The 26,686-nt window shown below is 69.2% G+C and carries 27 protein-coding genes and 2 tRNA genes; 22 read left to right on the top strand and 7 right to left on the bottom strand.

The window, feature by feature from the left end; all coding sequences use genetic code 11:
- Positions 1-29: 29 nt before the first annotated feature.
- The gene (locus tag ASG73_RS01360; protein WP_200946640.1) at positions 30-761 is read right to left on the bottom strand and encodes an IclR family transcriptional regulator; all 732 of its coding nucleotides are present in this window, start codon (positions 759-761) and stop codon (positions 30-32) included.
- Positions 762-856: 95 nt separating this feature from the next.
- On the opposite strand from ASG73_RS01360, the gene ASG73_RS01355 reads away from it, so the two are divergent.
- The 9 genes from ASG73_RS01355 to ASG73_RS01315 all read left to right on the top strand — a co-directional run bounded on the left by ASG73_RS01355 (position 857) and on the right by ASG73_RS01315 (position 8,947).
- Positions 857-1,672 (top strand): IclR family transcriptional regulator, encoded by an 816-nt coding sequence (locus tag ASG73_RS01355; protein WP_055989701.1) that lies wholly within the window; start codon positions 857-859, stop codon positions 1,670-1,672.
- 147 nt (positions 1,673-1,819) lie between these two features.
- Complete coding sequence (locus ASG73_RS01350; RefSeq protein WP_055991261.1) at positions 1,820-2,611, top strand: 2-keto-4-pentenoate hydratase; 792 nt, start codon at positions 1,820-1,822, stop codon at positions 2,609-2,611.
- A gap of 11 nt (positions 2,612-2,622) precedes the next feature.
- The gene (locus ASG73_RS01345) at positions 2,623-3,600 is read left to right on the top strand and encodes an acetaldehyde dehydrogenase (acetylating) (protein ID WP_055989698.1); all 978 of its coding nucleotides are present in this window, start codon (positions 2,623-2,625) and stop codon (positions 3,598-3,600) included.
- The gene (gene dmpG / locus ASG73_RS01340; RefSeq protein ID WP_055989695.1) at positions 3,597-4,673 is read left to right on the top strand and encodes a 4-hydroxy-2-oxovalerate aldolase; all 1,077 of its coding nucleotides are present in this window, start codon (positions 3,597-3,599) and stop codon (positions 4,671-4,673) included. The genes ASG73_RS01345 and dmpG overlap by 4 nt, the downstream gene beginning before the upstream one ends.
- Positions 4,673-5,458 (top strand): 2-keto-4-pentenoate hydratase, encoded by a 786-nt coding sequence (locus ASG73_RS01335; RefSeq protein WP_055989692.1) that lies wholly within the window; start codon positions 4,673-4,675, stop codon positions 5,456-5,458. Before dmpG ends, ASG73_RS01335 begins: the two co-directional genes overlap by 1 nt.
- A 1-nt stretch (position 5,459) precedes the next feature.
- Positions 5,460-5,684, top strand: a complete 225-nt coding sequence (locus ASG73_RS01330; protein ID WP_055989689.1) for a tautomerase family protein — start codon at positions 5,460-5,462, stop codon at positions 5,682-5,684.
- A complete protein-coding gene (locus ASG73_RS01325) occupies positions 5,681-7,138 on the top strand; it encodes an aldehyde dehydrogenase (protein WP_055989686.1) in 1,458 nt (485 codons plus the stop codon). The genes ASG73_RS01330 and ASG73_RS01325 overlap by 4 nt, the downstream gene beginning before the upstream one ends.
- A 110-nt stretch (positions 7,139-7,248) precedes the next feature.
- A complete protein-coding gene (locus tag ASG73_RS01320) occupies positions 7,249-8,079 on the top strand; it encodes a hypothetical protein (protein WP_055989683.1) in 831 nt (276 codons plus the stop codon).
- Position 8,080: 1 nt separating this feature from the next.
- Positions 8,081-8,947, top strand: coding sequence for a hypothetical protein (locus ASG73_RS01315; RefSeq protein ID WP_055989680.1), 867 nt, complete (start codon positions 8,081-8,083; stop codon positions 8,945-8,947).
- 55 nt (positions 8,948-9,002) lie between these two features.
- On the opposite strand, the gene ASG73_RS01310 is transcribed toward ASG73_RS01315, so the two are convergent.
- Positions 9,003-9,689, bottom strand: coding sequence for a hypothetical protein (locus ASG73_RS01310; protein WP_055989677.1), 687 nt, complete (start codon positions 9,687-9,689; stop codon positions 9,003-9,005).
- 242 nt (positions 9,690-9,931) lie between these two features.
- On the opposite strand from ASG73_RS01310, the gene gyrB reads away from it, so the two are divergent.
- The 6 genes from gyrB (at position 9,932) to ASG73_RS01285 (ending at position 15,665) form a co-directional block, all read left to right on the top strand.
- Positions 9,932-12,037, top strand: a complete 2,106-nt coding sequence (gyrB, locus tag ASG73_RS01305; protein ID WP_442905319.1) for a DNA topoisomerase (ATP-hydrolyzing) subunit B — start codon at positions 9,932-9,934, stop codon at positions 12,035-12,037.
- A 99-nt stretch (positions 12,038-12,136) separates the two neighbouring features.
- The gene (gyrA, locus tag ASG73_RS01300) at positions 12,137-14,737 is read left to right on the top strand and encodes a DNA gyrase subunit A (RefSeq protein WP_055989670.1); all 2,601 of its coding nucleotides are present in this window, start codon (positions 12,137-12,139) and stop codon (positions 14,735-14,737) included.
- Positions 14,738-14,856: 119 nt separating this feature from the next.
- Complete coding sequence (locus tag ASG73_RS01295) at positions 14,857-15,204, top strand: DUF3566 domain-containing protein (protein ID WP_055989667.1); 348 nt, start codon at positions 14,857-14,859, stop codon at positions 15,202-15,204.
- Between the two features lie 87 nt (positions 15,205-15,291).
- Positions 15,292-15,368 (top strand) — tRNA-Ile (locus tag ASG73_RS01290).
- Between the two features lie 23 nt (positions 15,369-15,391).
- Positions 15,392-15,568, top strand: coding sequence for a DLW-39 family protein (locus ASG73_RS17735; RefSeq protein WP_156466086.1), 177 nt, complete (start codon positions 15,392-15,394; stop codon positions 15,566-15,568).
- A 24-nt stretch (positions 15,569-15,592) separates the two neighbouring features.
- Positions 15,593-15,665 (top strand) — tRNA-Ala (locus ASG73_RS01285).
- A gap of 69 nt (positions 15,666-15,734) precedes the next feature.
- Here ASG73_RS01285 and ASG73_RS01280 read toward each other — a convergent pair.
- The gene (locus tag ASG73_RS01280; RefSeq protein WP_055989664.1) at positions 15,735-16,091 is read right to left on the bottom strand and encodes an MmcQ/YjbR family DNA-binding protein; all 357 of its coding nucleotides are present in this window, start codon (positions 16,089-16,091) and stop codon (positions 15,735-15,737) included.
- A complete protein-coding gene (locus ASG73_RS18085) occupies positions 16,088-16,540 on the bottom strand; it encodes a MarR family winged helix-turn-helix transcriptional regulator (RefSeq protein ID WP_055989661.1) in 453 nt (150 codons plus the stop codon). The genes ASG73_RS01280 and ASG73_RS18085 overlap by 4 nt, the downstream gene beginning before the upstream one ends.
- A 96-nt stretch (positions 16,541-16,636) precedes the next feature.
- Between ASG73_RS18085 and ASG73_RS01270 the strand changes: the two genes are divergently transcribed.
- Positions 16,637-18,085, top strand: a complete 1,449-nt coding sequence (locus ASG73_RS01270) for an MFS transporter (protein WP_055989658.1) — start codon at positions 16,637-16,639, stop codon at positions 18,083-18,085.
- 69 nt (positions 18,086-18,154) lie between these two features.
- Positions 18,155-18,985, top strand: a complete 831-nt coding sequence (locus ASG73_RS01265) for an alpha/beta fold hydrolase (protein WP_055989654.1) — start codon at positions 18,155-18,157, stop codon at positions 18,983-18,985.
- 143 nt (positions 18,986-19,128) lie between these two features.
- Here the strand turns inward: ASG73_RS01265 and ASG73_RS01260 are convergent, their stop codons facing one another.
- Positions 19,129-20,085, bottom strand: a complete 957-nt coding sequence (locus tag ASG73_RS01260; RefSeq protein ID WP_055989651.1) for a hypothetical protein — start codon at positions 20,083-20,085, stop codon at positions 19,129-19,131.
- A gap of 121 nt (positions 20,086-20,206) precedes the next feature.
- On the opposite strand from ASG73_RS01260, the gene ASG73_RS01255 reads away from it, so the two are divergent.
- Both ASG73_RS01255 and ASG73_RS01250 read left to right on the top strand, forming a co-directional pair.
- Positions 20,207-20,728, top strand: coding sequence for a peptidylprolyl isomerase (locus ASG73_RS01255; RefSeq protein ID WP_055989648.1), 522 nt, complete (start codon positions 20,207-20,209; stop codon positions 20,726-20,728).
- 168 nt (positions 20,729-20,896) lie between these two features.
- A complete protein-coding gene (locus ASG73_RS01250; RefSeq protein WP_235499321.1) occupies positions 20,897-21,634 on the top strand; it encodes a rhomboid family intramembrane serine protease in 738 nt (245 codons plus the stop codon).
- 182 nt (positions 21,635-21,816) lie between these two features.
- On the opposite strand, the gene ASG73_RS17365 is transcribed toward ASG73_RS01250, so the two are convergent.
- The gene (locus tag ASG73_RS17365) at positions 21,817-22,209 is read right to left on the bottom strand and encodes a cell division protein CrgA (RefSeq protein WP_235499320.1); all 393 of its coding nucleotides are present in this window, start codon (positions 22,207-22,209) and stop codon (positions 21,817-21,819) included.
- An 81-nt stretch (positions 22,210-22,290) separates the two neighbouring features.
- On the opposite strand from ASG73_RS17365, the gene ASG73_RS01240 reads away from it, so the two are divergent.
- Genes ASG73_RS01240 through ASG73_RS01230 form a run of 3 tightly spaced genes read left to right on the top strand, consistent with a single transcriptional unit; the run spans position 22,291 to position 24,762 of the window.
- Entirely contained in the window at positions 22,291-23,088 is a 798-nt protein-coding gene (locus ASG73_RS01240) for a DUF881 domain-containing protein (RefSeq protein WP_055989642.1), read from the top strand.
- Between the two features lie 16 nt (positions 23,089-23,104).
- Complete coding sequence (locus ASG73_RS01235) at positions 23,105-23,761, top strand: aminodeoxychorismate/anthranilate synthase component II (protein ID WP_055989639.1); 657 nt, start codon at positions 23,105-23,107, stop codon at positions 23,759-23,761.
- A 17-nt stretch (positions 23,762-23,778) separates the two neighbouring features.
- A complete protein-coding gene (locus ASG73_RS01230; protein ID WP_055989637.1) occupies positions 23,779-24,762 on the top strand; it encodes a YihY/virulence factor BrkB family protein in 984 nt (327 codons plus the stop codon).
- 12 nt (positions 24,763-24,774) lie between these two features.
- Here ASG73_RS01230 and pknB read toward each other — a convergent pair whose 3' ends face one another.
- Positions 24,775-26,658: a Stk1 family PASTA domain-containing Ser/Thr kinase gene (gene pknB / locus ASG73_RS01225; RefSeq protein WP_055989634.1), complete on the bottom strand. Its 1,884-nt coding sequence runs from the start codon at positions 26,656-26,658 to the stop codon at positions 24,775-24,777.
- Between the last annotated feature and the right edge of the window lie 28 nt (positions 26,659-26,686).

Here is a 26,686-nt window from a genome sequence, read left to right as displayed (position 1 = left end):
CAGCGCTGACGACCAGGGCTGACGATGCGTCACAGGCCGGCGTCCCGCAGCTGCCGCGAGAGGGTGAAGGCTGCGGTGCGCACGGCCACGCCCAGACGGGGCAGGTCCATGCGTGGGGTCTGCCCCGTCACCGACAGCGCGGCCCGGATCTTCTTGTCCGCGCCGAAGACGGGCGCCGCGACGCACGAGATGCCGACGTGGGACTCCTCGTGGTCGTAGGACGTGCCGACCGTGCGGATGTCCTGCAGCTCGCGGGTCAGGGCCGCCGGGGTGGAGATCGTGCGCGGGGCCATCGGCTCCAGGCCCGCCGCGACCCGCTCGGCCACGACCGCCTGCGGCGAGTACGCGAGCAGTGCCTTGCCCACTCCCGTGGCATGGGCGGGCAACCGGCCACCGACGCTCGAGGCGAGCGGCAGGCCGCCGTAGACGATCTCGATGTAGACGACCTCCACGCCGTCGAGCACCGCCAGGTGGACCTGGCGGTCGGTCGCCTGGTGCAGGTCGAGCATCAGCGGCCGGGCGGCGTGGGCGAGCGTACGGGGAAGCGGGACGCTCGAGCCGAGCTCGAAGAGGCGAACCCCGAGCGTCAGCCGGGCATCTTCGGAGCGCTCCACGAGTCGCTCCTCGATGAGCTGCCCGACGAGCCGGTGGACGCTTCCCTTCGCCAATCCCGTTGCGGCAGCGAGCTCGCTGATGCCCACCGACCCCGGCGCCTTCTCGATGACGGTGAGGATCGCCGTGATCCGGCCGACGACGGACAACGGAGGGTCGTTTCGTTGATCGGAACGCACTCCTTGATCATGCCCCAGTCCGGGGCGACAGTGAACACACCGACCCAGAGAAAGTGTGGACGACGATGACCACGGCGACTCACGACCCCTTCCCCCAGACAGCCTCCGAGGATGCCTGGTGCACCTCGACCCCCAAGCGGGCCGCTGCCGGTGGGTTGAGGTCGGTCGGCACCGCGCTCGACGTGCTCGAGTGCTTCGCCGTGGACTCGGCGCTCGGCGTCTCCGATGTCGCTCGGAGGCTCGGCGTCGCCAAGTCGACCGCGCACCGGGTGCTCAGCACGCTCGCCGGTCGCGGCTTCGTGGAGCAGGACGCCAACGGTCTCTACCGGCTGGGCCTGCACCTCTACGAGCTCGGGATGCTCTCCCACGCCCGCAACGGGCTGCGCCACGTGGCGCTGCCGGTGATGCAGGCGGTGGCCGAGCAGACCGGTCACACGGTCAACCTCGGCGTCCCCGACGGTGCGGACGTCGTCTACATCGAGCGGATCGAGTCGATGGACGGGGTGCGCATCCTGGGTCACAGCGGTCGTCGCCAGCCGGCGCACTGCACGAGCTCGGGCCTGGCGATCGCGGCCTTCAACCCGACCGTGGAGCACGACCGCCGTGAGGCGGGCTTCCCGCCCAAGGCGCGCGGCACGATCCGCCGGGCCTCCGAGTGGGACGCGGCGCTCGCCGACGTGCGCCGCCGCGGTCACGCGGTGCTGCACTCCGGCTCCTTCGTCGGGGCCAGCTCGGTGGCCGTCCCGATCCGCTCCCGCGGCATGGCCGTCGGGTCCATCTCGGTCCTCGGCCCCACGCCGCTCATCGACGCCGACATCCGCCGGGTCGTCCCCCTTCTCACCGCCGCCGCCAACCGCATCGCCAAGAGCTACGTCCCCTGACCCGCCACACCCGCATTGCCCTAGGGCAATGCAAGCAAACCTGCATTGCCCTAGGGCAATGCAGGCCACCGCGATCCAGCCAGAGCACCGTTCCCCCCGCGGGAACGAGACCCCCGACCCACGAAGGGCAGTCCTAGCGTGACCACCATGGAGTCCACCCCCGACCAGGCCAAGGCCGCGCAGCTGCTGCTGCAGGCCTACGAGACCGGCACCCCGACCGCTCCCCTCACCGAGCAGTTCGACGGCCTGACCGTCGAGGACGCCTACGCGATCCAGCTCGCGCAGGTGCGCACCTGGACCGAAGGGGGGCGCCGCATCATCGGGCACAAGGTCGGTCTGACCTCGCTCGCGATGCAGAAGCAGCTGGGCGTCGACCAGCCGGACTTCGGTCACCTCACCGACGACTTCGCCCACCTGGAGCACCAGCCGATCCCGCTGGACACCTACCTCCAGCCGCGCGTCGAGCCAGAGATCGCCTTCGTCCTGCGCAAGCCGCTCACCGGCCCCGGGGTCACGGTCACCGACGCCATCGACGCGATCGACTACGTGCTGCCCGCCCTCGAGATCGTCGACAGCCGCATCGCGGACTGGAAGATCACGCTCGTCGACACCATCGCGGACAACGCCAGCTCCGGCGGCTTCGTGCTCGGCTCCACGCCCACCCGCCTGGAGGACATCGACCTGCGCCTCACGGGCTGCGTCTTCACCCGCAACTCCCAGGTCGTCGGGACCGGCGCCGGTGGCGCCGTCCTCGGCTCCCCCATCACCAGCCTCGTGTGGCTGGCCAACACGGTCGGTGCCCTCGGCACGACCCTCGAGGCCGGTCACGTCATCCTCCCCGGGTCCGTCACCTCGATGGTCCCCGTCGCGCCGGGCGACGTCTTCACCGCGACCTTCGGTGGTCTCGGCAGCGTCACCGCCGTGTTCGCAGACAAGTGAAAGGTGCACCCATGACCACCAGGACCAAGGGAACTGCCGCCATCGTCGGCCCCGGCAACATCGGTACCGACCTCATGTTCAAGCTCATGCGTCGTTCTGAGGTGCTCGACCCCCGCTGGATGGTGGGCGTCGACCCGAGCAGCGACGGCCTGCGCCGCGCCAAGACGCTCGGCCTCGAGGCCAGCCACGAGGGCGTCGACTGGCTCCTCGCCCAGGACGAGCTGCCGGACGTCGTCTTCGAGTGCACCTCGGCCAAGGCCCACCAGGCCAACGCCCCGAAGTACGCCGAGGCCGGGATCCTCGCCGTCGACCTCACGCCGGCCGCCGTCGGGCCCTACCTCTGCCCGCCGGTCAACCTCGACTTCAACCTCGACGCGATGAACGTCAACATGATCACCTGCGGTGGCCAGGCGACGACGCCGATCGTCGCCGCCGTCTCCTCGGTGGTCGACGTCCCCTACGCCGAGATCGTCGCCTCGATCTCGAGCAAGTCGGCCGGCCCGGGTACCCGGGCCAACATCGACGAGTTCACCGAGACGACGAGCGAGGCGCTCGAGGTCGTCGGTGGCGCCAAGAGCGGCAAGGCGATCATCATCCTCAACCCCGTCGAGCCCCCGCTGATGATGCGCAACACCGTCTTCTGCGCGATCCCGCAGGCGGCAGCCGAGGCGGGCGCCCTGCGCGACCGGCTGGAGGAGTCCATCCACGCGATGGTCGCCCGCGTGCAGGAGTACGTGCCCGGCTACCACCTGCGGGCCGACCCGCAGTTCGACGACGCCCGTGACCTGTGGAACGGCATGGCTCGCGTCACCGTCCCGATCGAGGTCAAGGGTCGCGGCGACTACCTGCCGGAGTACGCCGGCAACCTCGACATCATCACGTCCGCCGCCGCCCGCGTGGGCGACATGATGGTGGCCCACAAGCTCGGGGTCGACTCCGGCTGGGTCGCCACGGACGCAGCCACGACCGGCCAGGAGGTCCCCGCATGAGCACCGACCAGAACAGCGCAACCGCACCCTCGCCCGTGCTCTTCAGTGGGGGCGTCGACGTCCGGCTGACCGACACCACCCTGCGCGACGGCTCGCACGCCATGTCCCACCAGTTCACCGAGGAGCAGGTGCGCACCACGGTCCGTGCCCTTGACGACGCCGGTGTCCAGGTCATCGAGGTGACCCACGGTGACGGTCTCGGCGGATCCTCCTTCAACTACGGCTTCTCCGCCGTCGACGAGATGTCGCTCATCAAGGCCGCCGTCGCCGAGGCGCACCAGGCCAAGATCGCCGTCCTCATGCTCCCGGGCCTGGGCACCGTGGAGAAGCTGCACGAGGCGCACAACATGGGCGCCCAGATCGCCCGCATCGCCACCCACTGCACCGAGGCCGATGTCTCGATCCAGCACTTCGGGGCGGCCCGTGAGCTCGGCATGGAGACCGTCGGCTTCCTCATGCTCAGCCACATGATCAGCCCGGAGGAGCTGGCCAAGCAGGCCCGCATCATGGTCGACGCGGGCTGCCAGTGCGTCTACGTCGTCGACAGCGCCGGCGCCCTGATCCTCGAGGACGTCTCGGACCGCGTGTCCGCGATCGTCGCAGAGATCGGCAACGACGCCCAGGTGGGCTACCACGGTCACCAGAACATGTCCTTCGGCGTCGCCAACTCCGTCCTGGCCTACCGGGCCGGTGCCCGGCAGATCGACGGCTCGCTGTGCGCCCTCGGCGCCGGTGCGGGCAACTCCCCCACCGAGGTGCTGGCGACCTCCTTCGAGCGGCTGGGCATCCACACGGGGGTCGACATCAACGGTGTCCTGGCTGCCGCCGAGGACGTCGTCAAGCCCTTCATCCGCCGGATGCCGATCATGGATCGCTCCTCGATCACCCAGGGCTACGCGGGTGTGTACAGCTCCTTCCTGCTGCACGCGGAGCGCGCGGCCGAGCGCTACGGCGTCCCGGCCCACGAGATCCTGATGAAGGTCGGCGAGTACGGCTACGTCGGCGGCCAGGAAGACATGATCATCGACGTGGCGCTCGAGCTGCGCGACGGCAAGAAGAAGGCGAGCGTCTGATGGCGGCATGGGATGTGGAGTCGGTCGCGACCGAGCTCCTGGCATGTGAGGACGAGCGCCGCGACCGGGTGAAGTTCACCGACGAGTGGCCCGAGCTGGACGTGGCCACCGGCTACGAGATCCAGGACCTCACCCTCCAGCGTCGCCTCGACCGCGGCGAGAAGCTCATCGGCATCAAGCTGGGGCTCACCTCGCGGGCCAAGCAGCAGCGCATGGGCGTCGAGACCCCCTTCGTCGCGTGGCTCACGGACGCGATGATCCTGCCGGCCGGCGACCCCGTGCCGCAGGACAAGCTGATCCACCCGCGCATCGAGCCGGAGCTCGTCTTCGTCATGGGTGAGCGGCTCGAGGGCCCCGGGGTCACCGCCGCACAGGCGATGGCGGCGGTCGACCAGGTCCTCGGCGGCGCGGAGGTCATCGACAGCCGCTACAAGGACTTCAAGTTCGCCGCCGGTGACGTCATCGCCGACAACGCGAGCTCGGGCGCCTTCGTCACCGGACCCGTGTCCGTTCCGCCGAGTGCCCTCGACCTGTCGACCGAGGCCGTGCTCGTCGAGGTCGGCGGTCAGGTCGTCGACTCGGCGACCGGTGCCGCCGTGCAGGGTCACCCCGGAGAGGCGCTGGCGCTGGCCGCCAACGACCTCGCCAAGCGCGGTCACGCCATCGAGGCGGGCTGGATCGTGCTCACCGGCGGCATGACCGACGCGTACTTCGCCACCCCCGGGTCCTCGATCTCGCTGCACTTCACCACCCTCGGCTCCGTGCGGATCCACGGGGGCGAGTGACGTGCCGATCGTCCAGGTCACGCTCACGCAGGGGCGCACGCCCGAGACCATCCGATCGATGATCTCGGCGATCACCGGGGCGCTCGTCGACACCGGCGTCGCGCCCAAGGAGGCCATCCGGGTCCTCGTCAACGAGATCCCCACCGACCACTTCGCAGCCGGTGACGTCACGATCACCGAGCGCAAGGCCGCGCAGGCTGCAGACCCCCAGGAGAGCACCTCATGAGCACCCAGTTCTTCGGTCACATCATCGACGGCGTCGAGGTGGAGAGCCTCTCCGGCGAGCGCTTCGACGTGTGGAACCCCTACACCCAGGAGGTCTTCGCCCAGGCGGCCGAGGGTGGCGCCGAGGACGCCGAGCGAGCGATCGCCAGCGCCCGCAAGGCCTTCGACGAGGGTCCGTGGCCGCGGATGACCGGCCCCGAGCGGGCTGCCGCGATCCACAAGCTCGCGGACCTCATGGAGGAGCGGGCCGATGACCTCGCCACGCTCGACTCGACCAACATGGGCAAGCCCTTCGCCCAGGCCAAGCACGACGTGGGTCGGTCGGTGGCCAACTTCCGCTTCTTCGCCGACCACCAGCGCGACCACACCGGCGAGGTCTACCCGATGCCGTCGGGTCACCACACCTACAGCGAGTTCGGCCCCGTCGGGGTCGTTGCGGCGATCTCGCCGTGGAACTTCCCGCTGATGATGGCGACGTGGAAGATCGCGCCGGCCATCGCGTGGGGCAACACCTGCATCATCAAGCCGAGCGAGGACACTCCCGCGTCGGTGACCCTCCTGGGTCGTCTGGCCGTCGAGGCCGGGTTCCCCCCGGGCGTCCTCAATGTCCTCAACGGGCACGGTGCGCCGGCCGGATCGACCCTCACGGCTGACGACCGCGTCGACCGGGTGACCTTCACCGGTTCCTCGACGACCGGCAAGGCGGTCATGGCCTCGGCCTCGACCCACCTGGCCCCCGTCTCGCTCGAGCTCGGCGGCAAGGGCGCCAACATCGTCTTCGACGACGCGGACATCGACAATGCCGTCTACTGGGCTGTCGAGGCGATCTTCCGCAACTCGGGGCAGATCTGCCTCGCGGGCTCGCGTCTCTTCGTCCAGTCCGGCATCTACGACGAGTTCATGAAGCGCTTCGTCGCGGCCGCCGAGGCGTTGACGATCGGCGACCCCTTCGACCCGCAGGTCAAGTACTCCTCGCTCGCGAGCAAGAAGCACTTCGACAAGGTGTCGAGCTACCTCGAGGGCATCGAGGAGCAGGGCGGGCGGATGCTCACCGGCGGTGTCGACGAGGACGGCCGCTGGCTCGTGCGTCCGACGGTCCTGGTCGACCTGCCGCTGGACTCCAAGCAGTACTGCGAGGAGATCTTCGGTCCGGTCTGTGTCGTCAACCGCTTCGAGACCGAGGCGGAGGCCGTCCACCTGGCCAACGACACCCGGTACGGGCTCAACGCGATGCTCTTCACCGAGAACCTCTCGCGCGCCCACCGCGTCAGCTCCAACCTCAAGGCGGGCACGGTCTGGGTCAACTGCTTCTTCATCCGCGACCTGCGCACCCCCTTCGGCGGTGTCGGTGACTCCGGCGTCGGACGTGAGGGAGGCAACTTCAGCCGGGAGTTCTTCACCGAGCCCAAGGCCGTCGTCATGCAGATCGACCGGACGGTTCCCGACGACAGCTGACGTCCGAGGGGTGTCCGCCGTCACGTCGGATTGGCGGACCCCCCCGGTCGTTATGGCATCGTGAGGTTCTGCTCTTGATCTGAGGGCTACGAGATGCCAGAGGAGTCACCATGAGCGGACCGAAGAACGATGGCGGCGACGCCTTCGACGACTTCTTCGGCGACCCGACACCGTCCGGTCGGATGGGCCCGGCGTCCACCGGGCCGAGCGGGACGCCCTTCGCCGAGCACCCGGACGACGAGCCCACGCAGGATGTCGAGCTGCGTCGTCGTGACGAGGCCACCCAGGCGGTGACCCCTGCCCCCGTCATCACGCCGGAGCCCACACCTCAGGGTGCGGTGCCCGAGGGCTGGTGGGAGCCGGACCAGACGCCCGCGCCCGCCACGACCTCGCAGAGCAGCACGTGGAATGCCACCCCCGCCCCGACGCCGCAGCAGCCGCCTCATCGTCGCGGCCTCTCGCCGATGGCGCTGGCAGCGATGCTCGTCGGCGGTGTCCTGCTCGGCGGGCTGTGCGTCGGTGGCGCGGTGTGGTTCACCGGCAACCAGGACAAGCCGGTGGCCCAGTCCACGACGATCACCGAGACCAGCTCGCCGCAGGAGACGACCACGTCGACGTCGCAGCCGACGACTTCTTCGTCCACGAGCACGTCATCCACGTCCTCGTCGTCCCCGCCGAAGCGCTCGGGCACGTTGCCCGCGGGGATCACCAAGTGCGCCGGTCCCAGGCAGGGTGTCGCGGCTGGTCGCGGCACGGAGGTCACCTCGTGCGCCTTCGCCGGTGCCGTGCGAGATGCCTACGTGCGGGAGAAGCCGAAGGGCGGCAACGCCAGCCTCGAGGTCCGCAGCCCCGTGACCAACAAGAACTACACGATGACCTGCACCGGCGCCGAGGTCACCACGTGCGTTGGCGGCAACAACGCCGTCGTCGTCCTCTACTGACATGGCACGACGCCTGGTGGCCGCCGGGCTGGGCGCGCTCGTCGCGCTGACCACGGCATGCACCGGGTCGTCCGACGGCTCCGCCGGCACGACCTCTCCTCGGGTCTCGACCTCCACCGCGTCGCCGTCGACGTCCCCGCGCACCGCCCGCCCTTCGAAGGCGCTCGCCCGCTCGCTCGGCCGGGTCATCGGTGATCACCCCGAGGCAGACATCGCGGTGGCCTGGGCCCCCGTCGGCACCGAGGGAGGGGTGCAGGTCGTCGGAGACGCTCAGCCTCTCGTGGCCTGGTCGACGATCAAGGTGCCCCTCTCCCTGGCCGTCGTCCGCGCAGGGCACGGCGAGCAGATGGGCCCCGACATCGACCGCGCCCTCACGGCATCGGACAACGAGGCGGCAGCCCGCCTGTGGGCGGACCTCGGCAGCGGCCACCGAGCAGCGAAGGCCGTCGAGGTCCAGCTCCAGCGCGGTCGCGACCGCCGCACCGGGGTCCCGCCCACGGTCACCGTGGCGGGGTACTCCCCCTTCGGGCAGTCGACGTGGCGTCTGAGCGACCAGACGCGCTTCACCGCGGCCCTGCCCTGCCTCGCCGGCTCGACGTCGATCACCGAGGCCATGGGCCGGGTCGCCGACGGGCAGCGGTGGGGTCTGGGTGGTATCGACGGTGCTCGGTTCAAGGGTGGCTGGGGACCGACGTCGCGCGGTTACGTCGTGCGCCAGCTCGGCATCGTGCCCGGGACGAAGGGGGACACCGCAGTCACCCTGCAGGTCCGGGCCGGGAACCACCAGGAGGGCACCGTGATCGCGGACGCGCTCGTGGACGCCCTGCGGCAGCACCGTCGCCAGCTGCCGACCGGTCACTGCGTCTGAGCAGACCACGAGGCCGCCACCCGGCTGGTAGACGGCCTCGTGCGAGCGAGGGTGGTCAGACGGCCTGCACGCTCTTGACGACGGTCGACATGATCGTGTCGGTGTCCCCCCTGTCGAGCGTCGAGACGGTGATGACTCCAGCGCCCTCCGCGGACGGGACGGCGAGCATCTTGCCCTCGACGGTCTGGCTGCCGACCGTCATCGTGTAGGTCGCCAACGCAGCCTTGCCGCCGGCCGTCGTGACCTGCTCGGTCTTCGTGACGGTGGCGTTCTGCTGCTCGAGGGTGGCCCTCAGCTGCTTCTCGTCGAGCGGCTGGGGGTTGGCGATGACGTTGATGTTCTGGGCGAACCCGTCCTTGGTCTCGCCCAGGACCAGCACGTCGATGGTCTGCGACATGTTCTGCAGGAACTCCTCCGGCGACATGCCTGCGCTCTTGGCCACCTCGTCGAGGGCATCGGGAGCCTTGGAGCTGTCGCCCGCCAGCGCACTCGGGTCGATCGTCTCCCACCCGTCGGGCACGTCGAAGGTCAGCCCGGACCTGGTGGCCTTGACCGAGCCCTCGGACGGGGCGTCGCTCTGCGCCGGCGTGCTCTCGGAGGAGGGCGCGGCGCTCTGCGAGGACGAGCTGGAGCTGGTCGAGGACGAGTCGGTGCCGGAGGACGAGCCGCCGCACGCCGTGAGGGCGAGGGCGGAGGCGGCGGTCAGGGTGGCGAGGGCGCGGGCGCGTCGGGAGATCTCCATTCCCTCACCGTAGGGAAGCAGGGTGATGCGTGCCGAACCTGGGTCATTCTCGGTCGGACGCCGAGAGCGGCTCTCAGAGCGCCTGAGGGGCCGGTCGACGTACCGGGAGTCGTCGTCGGCGGGGATCTGCGGCGAGAAGTGCCCACAGGGGCCCCCAAGATGCGTCGTCCAGAGCCGAGAAGGGGTAGAATCAGGGGGTTGAGGCCGCGGTGCCAGCCCTGAGGGCCAGCCCGCGGTATTCCATGCACCGCACCAGCTCGAGGAGCACCGTGGCAGACGCGCAGTCGCCTGAGAACAAGCCGAAGTCCCCGGACACGGGGGGGCCCGAGTACGACGCGAGCGCCATCCAGGTCCTCGAGGGTCTCGAGGCGGTGCGCAAGCGCCCCGGCATGTACATCGGGTCGACCGGTGAGCGGGGTCTGCACCACCTCGTGTGGGAGATCGTCGACAACGCGGTGGACGAGGCGATGGCCGGGTATGCCGACACCATCGACGTCACCCTCATGGACAACGGTGCGGTCCGGGTCAAGGACAACGGCCGCGGCATCCCCACCGACATCCACGAGGCCGAGGGCATCTCGGCCGTCGAGCTCGTGCTGACCCAGCTGCACGCCGGAGGCAAGTTCGGCGGCGGTGGCTACAAGGTCTCCGGTGGCCTGCACGGCGTCGGCTCGTCCGTCGTCAATGCCCTGTCGCGGCGCATGGACGTGTGCGTGCGGCAGAAGGGGTACGCGCACCGGATGTCCTTCGAGCACGGTGTCCCGATGGGCCCCCTCCAGCGCGAGGAGGAGACTGACGCCACCGGCACGACGATCACCTACTGGGCCAACGACGAGATCTTCGAGACGGTCGAGTACGACTGGGAGACGATCCGCGCGCGGTTCCAGCAGATGGCCTTCCTCAACAAGGGCCTGACGATCAACCTCGTCGACGAGCGGGTGCCCGAGCCCAGCGCGGCCGACCAGGACGAGGACCTCGACGCGGTCGACGCCGACATCACCGAGGTCGTCGACTCCGAGGAGAAGACCGCGGCGCCCAAGAAGGCGCGCAAGGTCTCCTACCGCTACGACAACGGCCTCGTCGACTACGTGCAGCACCTGGTCAGCTTGAAGAAGGCCGAGCCCGTCACGGCCGAGATCATCTCGATGGAGACCGAGGACACCGAGCGTGAGCTCTCCCTCGAGATCGCCATGCAGTGGACGAGTGCCTACAGCGAGTCGGTGCACACCTACGCCAACGCGATCAACACCCACGAGGGCGGCACCCACGAGGAAGGCTTCCGGTCGGCGTTGACCAAGATGATCAACGACTTCGCCCGGAAGCAGAACCTGCTCAAGGACAAGGACGAGAACCTCACCGGTGACGACATCCGTGAGGGCCTGACGGCGGTCATCTCGGTCAAGCTCGGCGAGCCGCAGTTCGAGGGTCAGACCAAGACCAAGCTGGGCAACTCCGAGGTCAAGGGCTTCGTCCAGCGGGCCATGACCGACGAGTTCGGCCACTGGCTCGAGGCCCACCCCAACGAGGGCAAGGACATCGTCCGCAAGTCCGTCTACGCAGCCGCCGCCCGCATGGCGGCCCGCAAGGCGCGTGAGGCGACCCGACGCAAGGGCCTGATGGAGTCCGGCGGGCTGCCGGGCAAGTTGTCCGACTGCCAGACCAAGGACCCCACGGTCTCCGAGGTCTTCATCGTCGAGGGTGACTCCGCCGGCGGCTCCGCCAAGGCCGGCCGCAACCCGGAGAACCAGGCGATCCTGCCCATCCGCGGCAAGATCCTCAACGTGGAGAAGGCCCGGATCGACCGGGTCCTGGCCAACCAAGAGGTCCAGGCGCTGATCTCGGCCTTCGGCACGGGCATCGGCGAGGACTTCGACATCGCCAAGGCGCGCTACCACAAGATCGTGCTGATGGCCGATGCCGATGTCGACGGCATGCACATCCGCACGCTGCTGCTGACGCTGCTCTTCCGCTTCATGAAGCCGCTCATCGAGGCCGGGTACGTCTACCTTGCCCAGCCGCCCCTCTACCGGCTCAAGTGGTCCAACCACGACCACGAGTTCGCCTTCACCGACCGCGAGCGCGACGCCTTGATGGCCGAGGGCCAGGCCAAGGGTTGGCGCCTGCCCAAGGACAACGCGATCCAGCGCTACAAGGGTCTCGGCGAGATGAACTACCAGGAGCTGTGGGAGACCACGATGGCCCCCGAGAGCCGCGTCCTGCTGCAGGTGACCCTCGACGACGCCGCCGCCGCGGACGAGATCTTCGCCGTGCTCATGGGCGAGGACGTCGAGTCGCGCCGCAGCTTCATCCAGAAGAACGCACGCGACGTGCGCTTCCTCGACATCTGAACGCTCAGGGGGCTCCGTCCCCCGAGTGCCCCCCACATACCGGCCGGGCTGGCTTCCCGGACATCCCCCTTCGGCACGACCCCGAGGTGACTTGAGCACATGACCGACATCCCCACCACACCCCCCGAGACCGACCGCACCGAGCCGATCGACCTCAACGCGGAGATGCAGCGCAGCTACATCGAGTACGCGATGAGCGTCATCGTCTCCCGCGCGCTGCCGGACGTGCGAGACGGCCTCAAGCCCGTGCACCGTCGGATCGTCTACGCGATGTACGACGGCGGCTACCGCCCCGACCGTGGCTACAACAAGTGCTCACGCGTCGTCGGCGATGTCATGGGCCAGTACCACCCGCACGGTGACAGCGCGATCTACGATGCGATGGTCCGACTCGTCCAGCCGTGGTCGCTGCGCTACCCCCTCATCGACGGCCAGGGCAACTTCGGCTCCGCCGGCAACGACGGCGCGGCCGCCCCCCGGTACACCGAGTGCAAGATGGCTCCGCTGTCGCTGGAGCTCGTGCGCGACATCGACCAGGAGACGGTCGACTTCGTCCCGAACTACGACGGCAAGACGATGCAGCCCGACGTGCTGCCGGCTCGCTTCCCCAACCTGCTGGCCAACGGCTCGGCCGGTATCGCCGTGGGGATGGCCACGCAGATCCCCCCGCACAACCTGCGCGAGGTCGCCGAGGCGGCCCAGTGGATGCTCAACCACCCGGAGTGCACGCGTGAGGAGGCCCTCGAGGCCGTCATGGGCTTCATCAAGGGCCCGGACTTCCCCACCGGCGCGCTCATCATGGGCACCCGCGGGATCGACGAGGCCTACCGCACCGGTCGCGGCTCGATCATCATGCGGGCGGTCGTCGAGGTCGAGGAGATCCAGGGCCGAACCTGCCTGGTCGTCACCGAGCTGCCCTACCAGGTCAATCCCGACGCCCTGGCGCAGAAGATCGCGGAGATGACCAAGGAGGGCCGCCTGGCAGGCATCGCGGACCTTCGCGACGAGACGTCCGGCCGCACCGGCCAGCGCCTCGTCATCGTCCTCAAGCGGGACGCGGTCGCCAAGGTCGTCCTCAACAACCTCTACAAGCACACCCAGCTGCAGACCAATTTCGGCGCCAACATGCTGGCTCTCGTCGACGGTGTGCCGCGCACACTGCCGATCTCGGCCTTCATCCGGCACTGGGTGGAGCACCAGATCGACGTCATCGTGCGCCGCACCGAGTACCGGTTGCGCAAGGACGAGGCCGCGATCCACATCCTGCGCGGCTACCTCAAGGCCCTCGACATGCTCGACGAGGTCATCGCGCTCATCCGTCGCTCCCCCACCGTCGACGAGGCCCGCACCGGCCTGATCGAGCTCCTCGACATCGACGAGCTGCAGGCCATGGCGATCCTCAACCTCCAGCTGCGCCGCCTCGCCGCCCTGGAGCGGCAGAAGATCATCGACGAGCACGACGAGATCGAGACCCGGATCGTCGACTACAAGGACATCCTCGCCAGGCCCGAGCGGCAGCGGCAGATCGTCAAGGACGAGCTCGGCGAGATCGTCGACCGCTACGGCGACGACCGGCGCAGCCGGATCCTGCCCTACGACGGTGACGTCGCCATGGAGGACCTCATCCCCGAGGAGGACGTGGTCGTCACGATCACTCGTGGCGGCTACGCCAAGCGCACCCGGGTCGACGAGTACCGCGCGCAGAAGCGGGGCGGCAAGGGGGTGCGCGGTGCCTCCCTTCGTGGGGAGGACGTCGTGCGCAACTTCTTCACGACGACGTCCCACCACTGGCTGCTCTTCTTCACCAACCTCGGCCGGGTCTACCGCGTCAAGGCCTACGAGCTGCCCGAGGCGGCGCGTGACGCCAGGGGCCAGCACGTGGCCAACCTGCTGGCCTTCCAGCCGGGTGAGCAGATCGCCGCGGTGTACGCGATCAAGGACTACCAGGCGGCCCCGTACCTCGTCCTGGCCACCAAGCGCGGCCTGGTCAAGAAGACCCGCCTGACGGAGTACGACTCGCCGCGCAGCGGCGGGCTCATCGCGATCAAGCTGCGCGAGGACGACGAGCTCGTCGGCGCCGCTCTCGTTGCCGCCGAGGACGACCTGCTCCTCGTCTCACGCGAGGCCATGTCCGTGCGGTTCCACGCCACGGACGACGTCCTGCGGCCGATGGGCCGCTCAACGAGCGGGGTCACGGGCATGAAGTTCCGCGGCGACGACTCCCTGCTGGCGCTCAACGTCATCCCCGACGGGAGCGACCCGGATGTCTTCGTCGTCTTCGAGAACGGCGTGGCCAAGCGGACTGCGGCCTCCCAGTGGACGGCCAAGGGCCGTGCCGGTCTGGGCGTCACCGCGGCCAAGTCGGGCAAGGGCGGCCACCTCGTCGGTGCGCTCGCCGTGGACGAGCACGACGAGGTCATGGTCGTGATGGAGAAGGGCAACATCGTCCGCTCCGCGGTGACCGAGATCAGTCGCACCAGCCGCAACACGCAGGGAGTGAACTTCGCCAAGCCTCGCAAGGGCGATGCGATCGTCGCAGTCGCACGCAATGTCGACCACGGTGACGACGACGCGGAGCTCGTGGCTGACGGTGAGGCGCAGCCGGACGATGTAGCGTCGGACCCTGACGTGCAGTCCATCGGGAATGACTCGGTGGAGCCCGCCCAGCAGGGGGACGCCCCCGGAGGTGACCAGGAGTGAGCTCGACAGGAGAGACCACGGCCGTGAGAACAGCCGCAGGCTCGTCGCAGACCCGTCGCACGCAGGCAGCGGGCTCAGGCTCGCAACCCGGCCCGAGGGCGGGCCGCCGGGTCAAGCTCATGGTGTCGCGAGTCGACCCCTTCTCAGTGATGAAGGTCGGTTTCCTCGTCTCGGTGGCCATGGGCATCGCCCTGGTCGTCATGGCCGCCGTCATGTGGATCCTGCTGTCCGCGATGGGGGTCTTCGACTCGGTCAACGAGCTCGCCGGCCAGATCATCGGTGAGGGTTCGGGCGAGAGATTCGACGTCATGGACTTCCTCGGTTTCGGCCGGGTCGTCTCGCTGTCGATCGTCATCGCGGTCGTCGACGTCTTCCTGTGGACGGCCATCGCGACCTTGGGTGCCTTCCTCTACAACATCGTCGCCAGCCTCGTCGGCGGCGTGCACATGACGCTGACCGACGACTGATCCGCGTGCCCGTCGCCGTTTTGGTTTCGGCGGCGGGTGTGGGGTAATCTCGGGCGTCGCGCCACGGAGAGATCCATGGCGCAGCACGGGCCCATAGCTCAGGCGGTTAGAGCGCTTCGCTGATAACGAAGAGGTCGGAGGTTCAAGTCCTCCTGGGCCCACCACATCCGACGGTGAGGAGAGTTCCATGAAGAAGGTTCTCGTACTCGTCGCGGCCGCAGCCGGCGCGGCGTATGCCAAGCGAAAGATCGAGCAGCAGCGGTCCGAGAAGGACCTCCATGCCGCCACGAGCCGCATGGGCAGCATCCCCAAGCCCGCTGGCTCCGGTGGCGCTTGGGCCGCCGCTTCGGACCGTCCGTCCTGATCGGACCGCGGCACAACTGAACCAGGGGACTTAGCTCAGCTGGTAGAGCACCGCCTTTGCAAGGCGGGGGTCAGGGGTTCGAACCCCCTAGTCTCCACACAAGAACGACGAGCCCCTGAGCAGGTGTCTGCCCAGGGGCTCTCGCGTGGTCGGCCGAAGCGGATGGTCAGGTCGTCGGCCGGTGCTTCTTGGGGAGCTTGGCCACGATGGCGGCGTAGGAGTCCTCGACGGCCTCGAGGAGCTCTTCCAGCGGGATGGCGCCCCCGACCGTCAGCGTGTTCCAGCCGTTGCGGCCGATGTAGGCCATGACCGAGGCGTCGTCCGGGTAGCGGGCGAGCCATTCGTCGGCCTCCTCGCGTGAGGCGCCGGCCTTGACCCCGATCGAGGTCGCACCGAGGAAGGCGAAGATCTTGCCCTTGTCACGCGGCCCGACCTTCGCCACGAGGTCGCCCTCCCAGGGCTCGTCCGGCCATGCGCCGGGAAGGGCAAGGGCGTGCTCGTGGACCAACTCACCGGACGTCATGGGGCCAGCGTGGCACGGGCGGCATCGTCAAGGCTCTCGACGAAGGCATCGAGGTGCTCGAGGAAGCGCTCCTGCTCCTTCTCCGGGATCACCGCGAGGGCTCGCTCGTAGACGCTCGTGAGGCGCGCCACGTCCGAGCGGAAGCGGACCTCCCCTTCGTCGCTCATCGTCACGACATAGGTGGACGAGTCCTCGGGTCGGGACCGGACGATGATCCCGGAGTCGAGCGCGGCGTGGACCTGTCGGTTGACGGTCGACTGCTCGAGATCGAGCTCCTCGGCAAGCCGGCGCAGGGTGCGGGGCTGTCCGTCACGCAGGAGCCACAGCAGCCGGCCCTCGGCGACCTTGAGCTGCTGGCCGGCCTCGACCCCGCGGCGGACGTTGGACCACCGGGCGGCCACGCGGATCGCCGTCCACGCGGGCCCATGGGCAGGGGTGAGGGAGGTCATGCGGGGACACCTTTCGTGGATGTGGGGTGATGTGTACAGTACACAAGGTCAGTTTGTGTAACGTACATATCCCACTCGGGACAAGGACTCCTCCGCATGCCCCCTTCGTCGCCGGCCGTCGCGCCCGCACGGTTTTCCCCGAACCTCGTCATCGCGGCCCTGTGTCTGGGCAGTCTGAGCGGCGCCCTCATGCAGTCGCTCGTCATCCCGATCCAGGGCGAGCTGCCGAAGCTGCTCGACACGGATGCCGGCAATGCCTCGTGGGCCGTCACCGCGACCCTGCTCGCCGCGGCGATCACCATGCCGGTGACGGGTCGCCTCGCCGACATGTTCGGCAAGAAGAAGGTGCTCGTCGCCTCCGCAGCGCTGCTCGTCGTCGGCTCGGTCGTCGCCGCGCTCTCGAGCGGTCTGGCCCCCTTCCTCGTCGGGCGGGCGTTGCAGGGCATGGCCATGGGCTACATCCCTGTCGCCATCAGCCTGGTGCGCGAGATCGCGCCGGTCGAGAAGCGTGCCGGCGCGGTCGCCGTGGTGAGTGCCACGATGGGTGTCGGAGGTGCCGTCGGCCTGCCGCTATCGGCCTGGATCGCTGACGACTTCTCCTGGCACGGCCTCTTCTGGTTCTCCGCCGTGCTCGCCCTCCTCGTCGTCGTCACCACGGCCGTCATCGTGCCGGCCGTCCACGACGCCCACCCCTCGCACATCGACGTCCCCGGCGTCATCGGTCTGGCCGTCGGTCTCTGCGCCGTCCTCATCGGCATCAGCAAGGGATCCGACTGGGGCTGGGGCTCCGGTCGCACGGCCGGCTCCATCGCCGGAGGTCTGGTCGTCCTGCTCGTGTGGGGCTGGTACCAGCTGCGCCACGACGAGACGATCGTCGACCTGCGCACCACCGTCCGTCGCCCGGTGCTCTTCACCAACATCGCGGCCCTGCTCATCGGCTTCGGGATGATGGCCCAGATGATCGTCGTGCCCCAGCTGCTCGAGATGCCGGAGGCCACCGGCTACGGCCTCGGCCAGTCGATCCTTGCGGCCGGCCTGTGGATGGCCCCCGGCGGACTGATGATGATGCTCTTCGCGCCCGTCTCCAGCCACCTCATCAACACCATCGGCGCCAAGTTCACCCTGGCGATCGGTGCCGTCGTCATCAGCGCTGGCTATGTCATCGCGCTCGGCCTGATGAGCGCCCCGTGGCAGCTCATGGTCGCCACCCTCGTGGCCAGTGCGGGCGTCGGCATCGGCTACGCCGCCATGCCCACCCTGATCCTCGACAACGTCCCGGAGCACGAGGCGGGCGCGAGCGTTGGGGTCAACGGCCTCATGCGCTCCGTCGGGACGACGATCGCCGGCGCGGTCATGGCCGCGATCCTCACCAGCCGCACGATCTCCCTCGGCGGGCACGTCATCCCCGACCAGTCCGCCTTCCAGATCTGCTTCCTCGTGGGAGCCGGCGCCACGCTCGTCGGTGCGCTCGTCTGCCTGCTGATCCCGCGCCAGCGGCCGCCGCGAGCGGAGCGCGAGCAGGAGCCCCTGGCCGTCACCGCCTGAGTCCACCCCGGTGGGCGCTGTGCGGAACACCCCTTCGCCAGCGCCCGCCGCTCTCCTAGGTTGCGGGACATGACCACGCTCGAGACCGCCAACCCAGAGATCGCTGCCACGATTGACGTGGGCGGCATCGCCACCAACTACCACGACGTGGGTGAGGGCGACCCCGTCCTGCTCATCCACGGTTCGGGGCCGGGCGTCAGCGCCTGGGCCAACTGGCGGACGGTGCTGCCCGAGCTGTCCAAGGAGCACCGCGTCATCGCCCCCGACATCCTCGGCTTCGGCTACACGGAGCGCCCCGACGGTGTCACCTACGACATGGCGACGTGGACCGAGCACCTCGTGGGTCTGCTCGACGCCCTCGGTCTGGACCGGGTCGCCATCATCGGCAACAGCTTCGGCGGGGCACTCGCGCTCAATGTCGCGACGCACCACCCGGACCGCGTGAGCAAGCTCGTCCTCATGGGTGCCGTCGGTGTCCCCTTCGAGATCACCGAGGGTCTGGACAAGGTGTGGGGCTTCGAACCGAGCCTGGCCAACATGGTCGACCTCATGGGTGTCTTCGCCTACGACCAGTCGCTGCTCACCGAGGACCTGGCCAAGCTCCGCCTCGAGGCGGCGACCCGCCCGGGAGTGCACGAGGCCTACAGCGCCATGTTCCCCGCGCCGCGCCAGAGGTCGGTCGAGGCCATGACCGTTCCCGACTCGGACATCCGCTCGCTGACGCAGCCCACGCTGATCGTCCACGGTCGAGACGACGAGGTCATCCCGCTGAGCAACTCCATGCGGCTCAACGAGCTCATCGAGCAGTCCCAGCTGCACGTCTACGGCCAGTGCGGGCACTGGGTGCAGATCGAGCACACCGCGAGCTTCAGCCAGCTGGTCGGCAACTTCCTCGCCTGACCCGAGCATGACGAAGGCGCTGCCCTGAGGGCTTGCTCTGCAAGCGTCACGAAGGGGGCCGGCCCGCGTGATGCGGACCGGCCCCCTTCGAGGCGCGTGCTGCGCACGCTCCTCAGGGAGCGATGCGGCTGACGCGTGCTACGTCAGGCCTTGTTGTCACCATCGACCGGAAGGTCGCCACCGAGGTGGTCGGTGGACAGGTCGGCGCCCTCGGAGGACTCCGAGACGGACGGGACGGCCGAGTTGTCCGCCCAGTCGCGCGCCGAGCTCCAGGCGTCCGTGCCGTCAGCCTGATCGCCCTCGGCAGCCGGGGCCACCGCGAGCGGGTCGGTGACGTCGGCGTTGTCGACGACCTCCGCGGCGGGTGCGACACCAGCAGCCGCGACCGGAGCCGGGCTGGCGGGGACGGTGGACTCACGCCCGGTGGCGGGGGCCTTGTAGGGGTCGCCGGCCGGGACGGCCCACGGGTCCTTCTTGGGGCCCTGCTTCTGCTTGGCGACGAAGGCGGCGATGCCACCGGCCACGAGGGCCAGGAGCAGCAGCTTGAGCCCGCGCTTCTTCTTGGGCTTCTCGCCCTTGACGGCGGCGAGAGCAGCCTGGGGGTCGCGGTCGTCGCGCAGCGCGGCGATGACCTCCGGCGCCCGGTTGGTGGCCTCGTCCGCGGCCTTGCGGCTCGCGGCAGCGCCGGCGGCAGCCAGACCCGAAGCGGTCGTGACGACCTTGGGCAGCACGTCGTCGACGAAGGTGTCGCGCAGATCCTGCGCGTCCTTGCCGGCCTTCTTGCCCTGCTTGCGGGCCGTCTTGGTGGCCGACCGGACCTGCTTGCGGGCGTCCTTCTTGCCCTTCTTGGCGTCCTTGGCGGCCTGCTTCTTGGCCTCCTGAGCCTGCTCACGCAGGTCGGCAGCCCTGGCCGTGGCGGTCACCCGCGCGGCAGCGGCGTGGTCAGCAGCGGAGCCCTTGAGCTCGTGGGCCCGCTCCGCGCCGTGCTCGGACTGCTCGGCCACCTTGTCGATGATCTCGTGGACCTTCAGCGATGCGGACTCGGCGGTCTCGTGAGCGCGGACGCGTCCACCCTCGACCTTGTTGTTCTTCTGGAACACACTTCCTCCTGCGGACGTGGGGTACCACCCCATCCTGCACCGGATCCTTCCCTGAGGAAACCGAAGGCCGTGATAACCCCGCCGCACCATCGTTTCGGCAGGGCTGACTACGATGGTTGCCATGAAGGCGATCCTGCACACGACCCACGGCGACATCACCATCGAGCTCTTCCCGAACCAGGCTCCCAAGACCGTCGACAACTTCGTCGGTCTCGCCACGGGCGAGAAGGAGTTCAAGGACGACGCCGGCCGCACCAACCCGACCAAGTACTACGACGGGCTCGACTTCCACCGGATCATCCCCGGCTTCATGATCCAGGGCGGTTGCCCGATGGGTCAGGGCATCGGCGGACCCGGCTACGAGTTCGACGACGAGATCCACCCCGACCTGACCTTCGCCAAGCCCTACCTGCTGGCGATGGCCAACGCGGGCAAGCGAGGGGGCAGCGGCACCAACGGTTCCCAGTTCTTCGTCACCGTCGGCGAGACCCCTTGGCTCAACGGCAAGCACACGATCTTCGGTGAGGTCGCCGACGGTCCGAGCCGCGAGGTCGTCGACAAGATCGCCTCGGTCCCCACCGGCGCGATGGACAAGCCGGTCGAGCCGGTCACCATCGAGTCCGTCGAGATCCTCCAGGACTGATCGACGATGTCGCAGCCGCCGTCCGGCCGGGTGTCGGACGGCGGTCCCGACACGGAGGTCCCCACCTGTCCCCGACACCCCGACCGGGTGTCCTACATCCGCTGCCAGCGGTGCCGCCGTCCGGTGTGCCCCGAATGCCAGCGCAGCGCCGCCGTCGGAGTCCAGTGCGTGGACTGCATCCGGCAGCAGGCGAAGGGGGGACGCCCCCAGGTCACCGTCTTCGGCGGACGAGCCGGGTCCGACCGTCCCTACCTGACCATCGCGATCATCGCGATCTGTGTCGCCGTCTGGCTCGGTGAGCTCGCGTCCCCGAGAGTGTTCCAAGAGGTGGCGTTCGCGCCGGCCCTCGGCACGAGCGAGCCCTGGCGGCTGATCACCTCGGCCTTCGCGCACAGCCCCCACCAGCCGATGCACATCATCTTCAACATGCTCGCGCTGTGGATCGTCGGCGGCTACCTCGAGCGGATGCTCGGGTGGGCGCGCTACCTGGCGCTGTACCTCGTGACGGCCCTCGCCGGCTCGGTCACGTGGCTGCTCTTCCAGCCCGTCGACCCGAGTGACCCGGGTGCCTGGGTTCCCGTGGTCGGTGCCTCCGGCGCCGTCTTCGGCCTCTTCGCCGCCGTCATCGTCCTCAACCGGCACCTCGGCCGGGAGAGCTCGTCGATGATCGCCACGATCGGCATCAACGCCGTCATCGGTTTCGTCGTCCCCAATGTCGCGTGGGAGGCCCACCTCGGCGGCCTGGTCGCCGGAGGTCTCCTCGCGCTGGCGATCGCCGCCTCCCGCAGCCGCGGCAAGCCCGCGCTCGCCTGGGTCGCGATCGTGGCTGTCCTGGTGATCGTGCTCGCCCTCGGCGTGGCGAAGTACGCGGCGTCACCGGCCCCGGTGCTGATCCCCTTCGCCTGAGGACAGCCCGCCCAAAACCCCCGAAATCAGGGAGTTACACCTGTGTAACTTGTCCCCAGCTGTGAACAATCCTGTGGACAACCCGGGTTGTCCACAGGGGGAAATGTGCAGAACCCGCCCGACCTGGTGGTCGTGCGGGTTCTGGCGTGCTGTGGTGCTTCGGGTCTGAGGGAGTGGCGCGGTCACTTCCAGCGTGTGGTCATCGCGAAGCCGGCGAGGATGAAGGCGAAGCCGCCGCCCAGGTTCCAGCGGCCCCAGGACTCGACGGGGTACTTCTCCTGAGTGATGTAGAAGGTCACGACCCACACGAGGCCGATGAGCATCAGGGTGAGCATGAGCGGGACGAACCACGACGGGTTGCCGATGCGCTGCGCCTTGACCTTGTGACGGGCCTTGGCCTCGGCCTTGTCCTCCTTGGCCTGGGCGACCGCGCGCTTGCGGGGGTCACCGGAGCGCTTGTCGGCGCCCTTGTTCCGGGCGGTGCCGCCCTTCGTGGAGGTCGACTCGGTCGTGGGCTCGCTCGCGGCCACGCCCGTGTCGGTCGTGTCCTTCGCGTCGTCGGCGGACTTCGCCACAGTGATGCTCCTTCAAGGATGTGCGGTTCGTGGCCTAGCGTAGAGGCCAGAGCCCGACCAACCGAGCGAAGGGGGTGCCCCGTGCCCGAGCAGGACCCGTCACGTCGCGAGAGTGGCCTCGGTCGGCGCGTCCGCACGTGGCTCACCCACCGGCCCAGCCGGTGGTCCTCACTCGTCCCGGTCATCGCACTGGGAGCCGGGCTGCTCTTTGCCACCTCGGGCACGACCGCGCGCGGCACCGATCTGCGCAGCGAGGCCACGGGGCTGCCGGACCTCATCCGTGAGCGGACCATCGACAACGAGCGTTCTGGCCAGCAGGTGGAGAGGTTGCGCGGCGACGTCGACCGCCTGACGCGCGACGTGGCGCCGGGCAACAGCCGCCTGCAGAAGATCTCTCGGCAGTCGTCGGCCAGCAGCCGGGATGCCGGGCTCACCGCGGTCAGGGGACCTGCGCTGACCGTCTCCTTGGACGACGCCCAACTCTCGGCCGCCGAGGTGCCTGAGGGGTTCACCGTCGATGACGTGGTCGTGCACCAGCAGGATGTCCAGGGCGTCGTCAACGCCCTGTGGCGCGGGGGGGCCGAGGCGATGCAGATCATGGACCAGCGGGTGATCTCCACCAGTGCGGTCCGGTGCGTCGGCAACACCCTCATCCTCCAGGGTCGCGTGTACTCGCCGCCCTTCACGATCACCGCCATCGGGGACCGGGACGAGCTGCAGGCGGCCCTCGACGACGACCCCGCGGTCGACATCTACCGCCAGTACGTCGACGCGGTGGGTCTGGGCTACGAGGTCACCCGCAAGGACGATGTCGAGCTGCCCGCCTTCACCGGCCGCACCAAGCTCGAGCACGCCCGGGCTCTGCGCGCGGGCCAGTGACAGACATACTGTCCCGGTGAGCCAGATCCTCGTCGTCGACAACTACGACAGCTTCGTCTTCACCATCGTGGGCTATCTCCAGCAGCTCGGGGCGGAGACGACGGTCGTGCGCAATGACGCGATCGCGCCCGCTGACGGCGCGGACTTCGATGGCATCCTCATCTCTCCGGGGCCGGGGACACCGGAGCAGGCCGGTGTCTCCACCGCGATGATCGAGGCCTGCGCGGAGCGCTCGCAGCCGATGCTCGGCGTCTGCCTCGGGCACCAGGCCCTCGGCATCGTCCTCGGGGCGACCGTGGGGCGGGCGCCGGAGCTGCTCCACGGCAAGACGAGCCGGGTCCTGCACGACCAGACCGGGGTCCTGGCCGGGCTGCCCTCCCCCTTCACCGCCACGCGCTACCACTCGCTGACGATCGATCCCGCGACGGTCCCGGACACCCTGGTGCCCAACGGGCACACCGAGTCCGGCGTCGTCATGGCGGCCCACCACAGTGACCTGCCGCTGCACGGGGTCCAGTTCCACCCCGAGTCGGTGCTGACCGAGGGCGGGCACCGCATCCTGGCCAACTGGCTGGCGCTGACCGGCGACCACGACGCGGTCGCTCGCAGCGCAGGCCTGTCGCCGCTGGTGCGAGATGTCGACGGCGTGGCGCGGGCCATCGCTGCCAGCTGACGGCAGGAGGGTCGGTCATGGGGGATCCGACGATCGGTCCGGTGGACCGTGTCCAGCGACGTCACCCGGTCCTGGGCTTCCCCATCGCGGTCGTCTACAAGTTCTTCGACGACTTCGGTGGCTACCTCTGCGCCCTGCTGACCTACTACGGCTTCCTCTCGCTCTTCCCCGCTCTGCTGCTGCTGTCGACGGTCGTCGGGTTCGTCCTGCAGGGACAACCCGAGTGGCAGGAGCGCATCCTCGACTCCGCCCTGTCTGACTTCCCCATCGTGGGTGACGAGCTCCGCAGCACGGGAACGCTGGGCGGCGGGCCGATCGGGCTGCTCATCGGCGGGCTGGCCGCTCTCTACGGGGGCCTGGGAGTCGGTCAGGCCCTGCAGTACGCCAGCAACACCGCGTGGATGATCCCGCGCAACTCCCGGCCCAACCCCTTCGCCAGTCGCGGTCGTGGGCTCCTGCTGCTCGCCCTCGCCGGGCTGACCATCGTGGTCACGACGGGCCTGACCACCTACCTCCAACGGCTCGTCTCGAACGGCTCTGCGGGCTGGGCGATCACCATCGCCTCGATCGCGCTCAACACCGCCGTCATCGGGCTGGTCTTCATCATCTCGACGACCAGGCCCCTCGACCTCACCGATGTGCTGCCGGGCGCCGTCCTGGCCGCGCTCGCCTGGCAGGGCATGCAGTCCGTCGGTGCCGTCTACGTCAGCACGGTCATCGAGCGCGCCAGCAACCTCAACTCGGTCTTCGCCCTCGTCCTCGGACTGCTCGTCTTCCTCTACACGATGGCCGTCGTCATCATGCTGTGCGTCGAGGTCAACGTCGTGCGCAAGGAGCACCTGTGGCCACGGGCGCTGCTGACCCCCTTCACCGACCAGGTGGTCCTCACCGGCGCCGACCAGCGGGCGTACTCGCGGCACGCCGAGGCCCAGCGGCTCAAGGGCTTCCAGCGGATCGATGTCTTCTTCGACGACGCCCGGGGGCGTGACGAGGACGACTGACGGCCCTGACGGTCAGGGGCTCGCCGGCGACTGGGTGGTCATGCTCGTCGACTTGGTGCTGCTCGGTTCGGTCGACGAAGGGGTCGGGGAGCCCGACGTCGTGCTCGTCGAGCTCGGCTCCGGTGACGAGGACGACGAGGACGACGTGGTGTCGGACGTGGTCTCGGAGGAGGTGGTGCTGGGGCTCGACGTCGTGGTGACCGTCTGGGCCGGCTCCTTCGCCACGACGAAGGTCACCGTGCTGCCCTGCTGGACCTTGCCGGCGCCGGGCGTCTGCCGCAGGATCGTGCCAGGCGCCTGGGAGGACGAGCGGGTGGTTTCCTTGATCTTCAGCTTCAGGCCGAAGATGTCGCTGCGCACGTCATCGATCTTCTGTCCCGTGTAGTTCGTCAGCGCGACCTCACCGGAGGCGACGACCAGATCGACCTTGGTGCCCTTGGCCACGGACTCGGCCGCAGCGGGGCTGGAGCTGATGACGTGGTTGCCCGCCTGGTCGGGGCTGTCCTCCTTGGTCACCTTGCCGACCTCCAGCTCAGCACTCTGGAGGGCGCGGGTGGCCTCCGCCTGGTCCATGCCGACGATGCTCGGTACGCCGACCTCGTCGGGCCCACCCGACACCTGGATGGTGACGGTGTCGCCCTCGGCGACCCGAGTTCCCTCACGGGGATCCTGGGTGAGGACGGTCCCGACGGCGGCATCGTCGGTCACGGTCTCGACATCGGACGTGAGCCCCACCTGCTTCAGCTTGGCGACCGCGGCGTCCTGCGTGCTCCCGACGACGCGGGGCACGTTCACCTCGACGATGTCCGGACCTTGGCTGGCGTCCCAGGCAAACCATCCGAGCAAGGCGATGGGGATGAGCAGCAGCGCGGCCATGAGCCACCCGAGACCGGCCCCGCGACGCCGCTGCTGAGCCGCTGGCATGGACGCCGTCTCGGGGTCGGCGCGCGGGACGGGCTCGGCCCGGGACGCGGCCAGCGGCAGCGCGGTCGTGGCAGCGTCAAGCTTGTCCGTGGCGGCGGGGCTGATCGGCATCCCGCCGCGGTAGGCGCCGAGGTCCTCGGCCATCGCCTTGGCATCGACGTAGCGCTCGTCGCGGTCCTTGGTCAGCGCGTGGTGGACGATCGCGTCCAGCTCCGGCGGGATGGAGGGGTCGAGCGAGGAGGGGAAGGGGATGTCGGCATTGACGTGCTGGTACGTGAGCGAGATGGGCTCGCCCGTGTACGGCGTGCGACCGGTGAGGAGCTCGAAGAGGAGGCAACCGGTGGAGTAGACGTCGCTGCGCTTGTCGACCGTCTCCCCGCGGGCCTGCTCGGGGGAGATGTACTGCGCCGTGCCGATGACCGCCTGGGTCTGGGTCATCGTCGCCTGGGTGTCGGCGATGGCGCGAGCGATGCCGAAGTCCATGACCTTGACGCTGCCGTCGTCGGCGATCATGACATTGCCGGGCTTGATGTCCCGGTGGACGATGCCCATGTCATGGCTGTAGTCGAGTGCCTCGAGGACCTGCTGGACGATGCGGGCGGCCTCGGTGGGCTCGAGGGTGCCGGTCTCGGAGTCGTTGAGCAGCTCGCGAAGCGTCAGGCCGTCGACGTACTCCATGACGATGTAGGGGATGTCCAGCGTGGCTCCGCCGCTCTCGACCTGACGATCCTCGCCGGAGTCGTAGACGGCGACGATCGAGCGGTGGTTCAGACCCGCGACGGACTGTGCCTCACGGCGGAAGCGCCCGAGGAAGGCCGCGTCGCGGGCGTGGTCGGTGCGCAGGATCTTGATGGCGACAGGGCGCCCCAGGCGCGTGTCGTGACCCAGGTGGACCTCGGCCATGCCGCCTCGGCCGATGAGCTCGCCGACCTCGTACCGTCCGCCGAGCAGGCGGGGTGCCGCTGTGCTCATCGTGTCTCCCTGGGCTTGCAGGTGGAAG

Origin of the sequence: Janibacter sp. Soil728, from assembly GCF_001428305.1 — a bacterium.
Classification (GTDB): Bacteria; Actinomycetota; Actinomycetes; order Actinomycetales; family Dermatophilaceae; genus Janibacter.
Note: the sequence above shows the minus strand (reverse complement) of the source record. Positions and strands in the feature narration are given on the sequence as shown.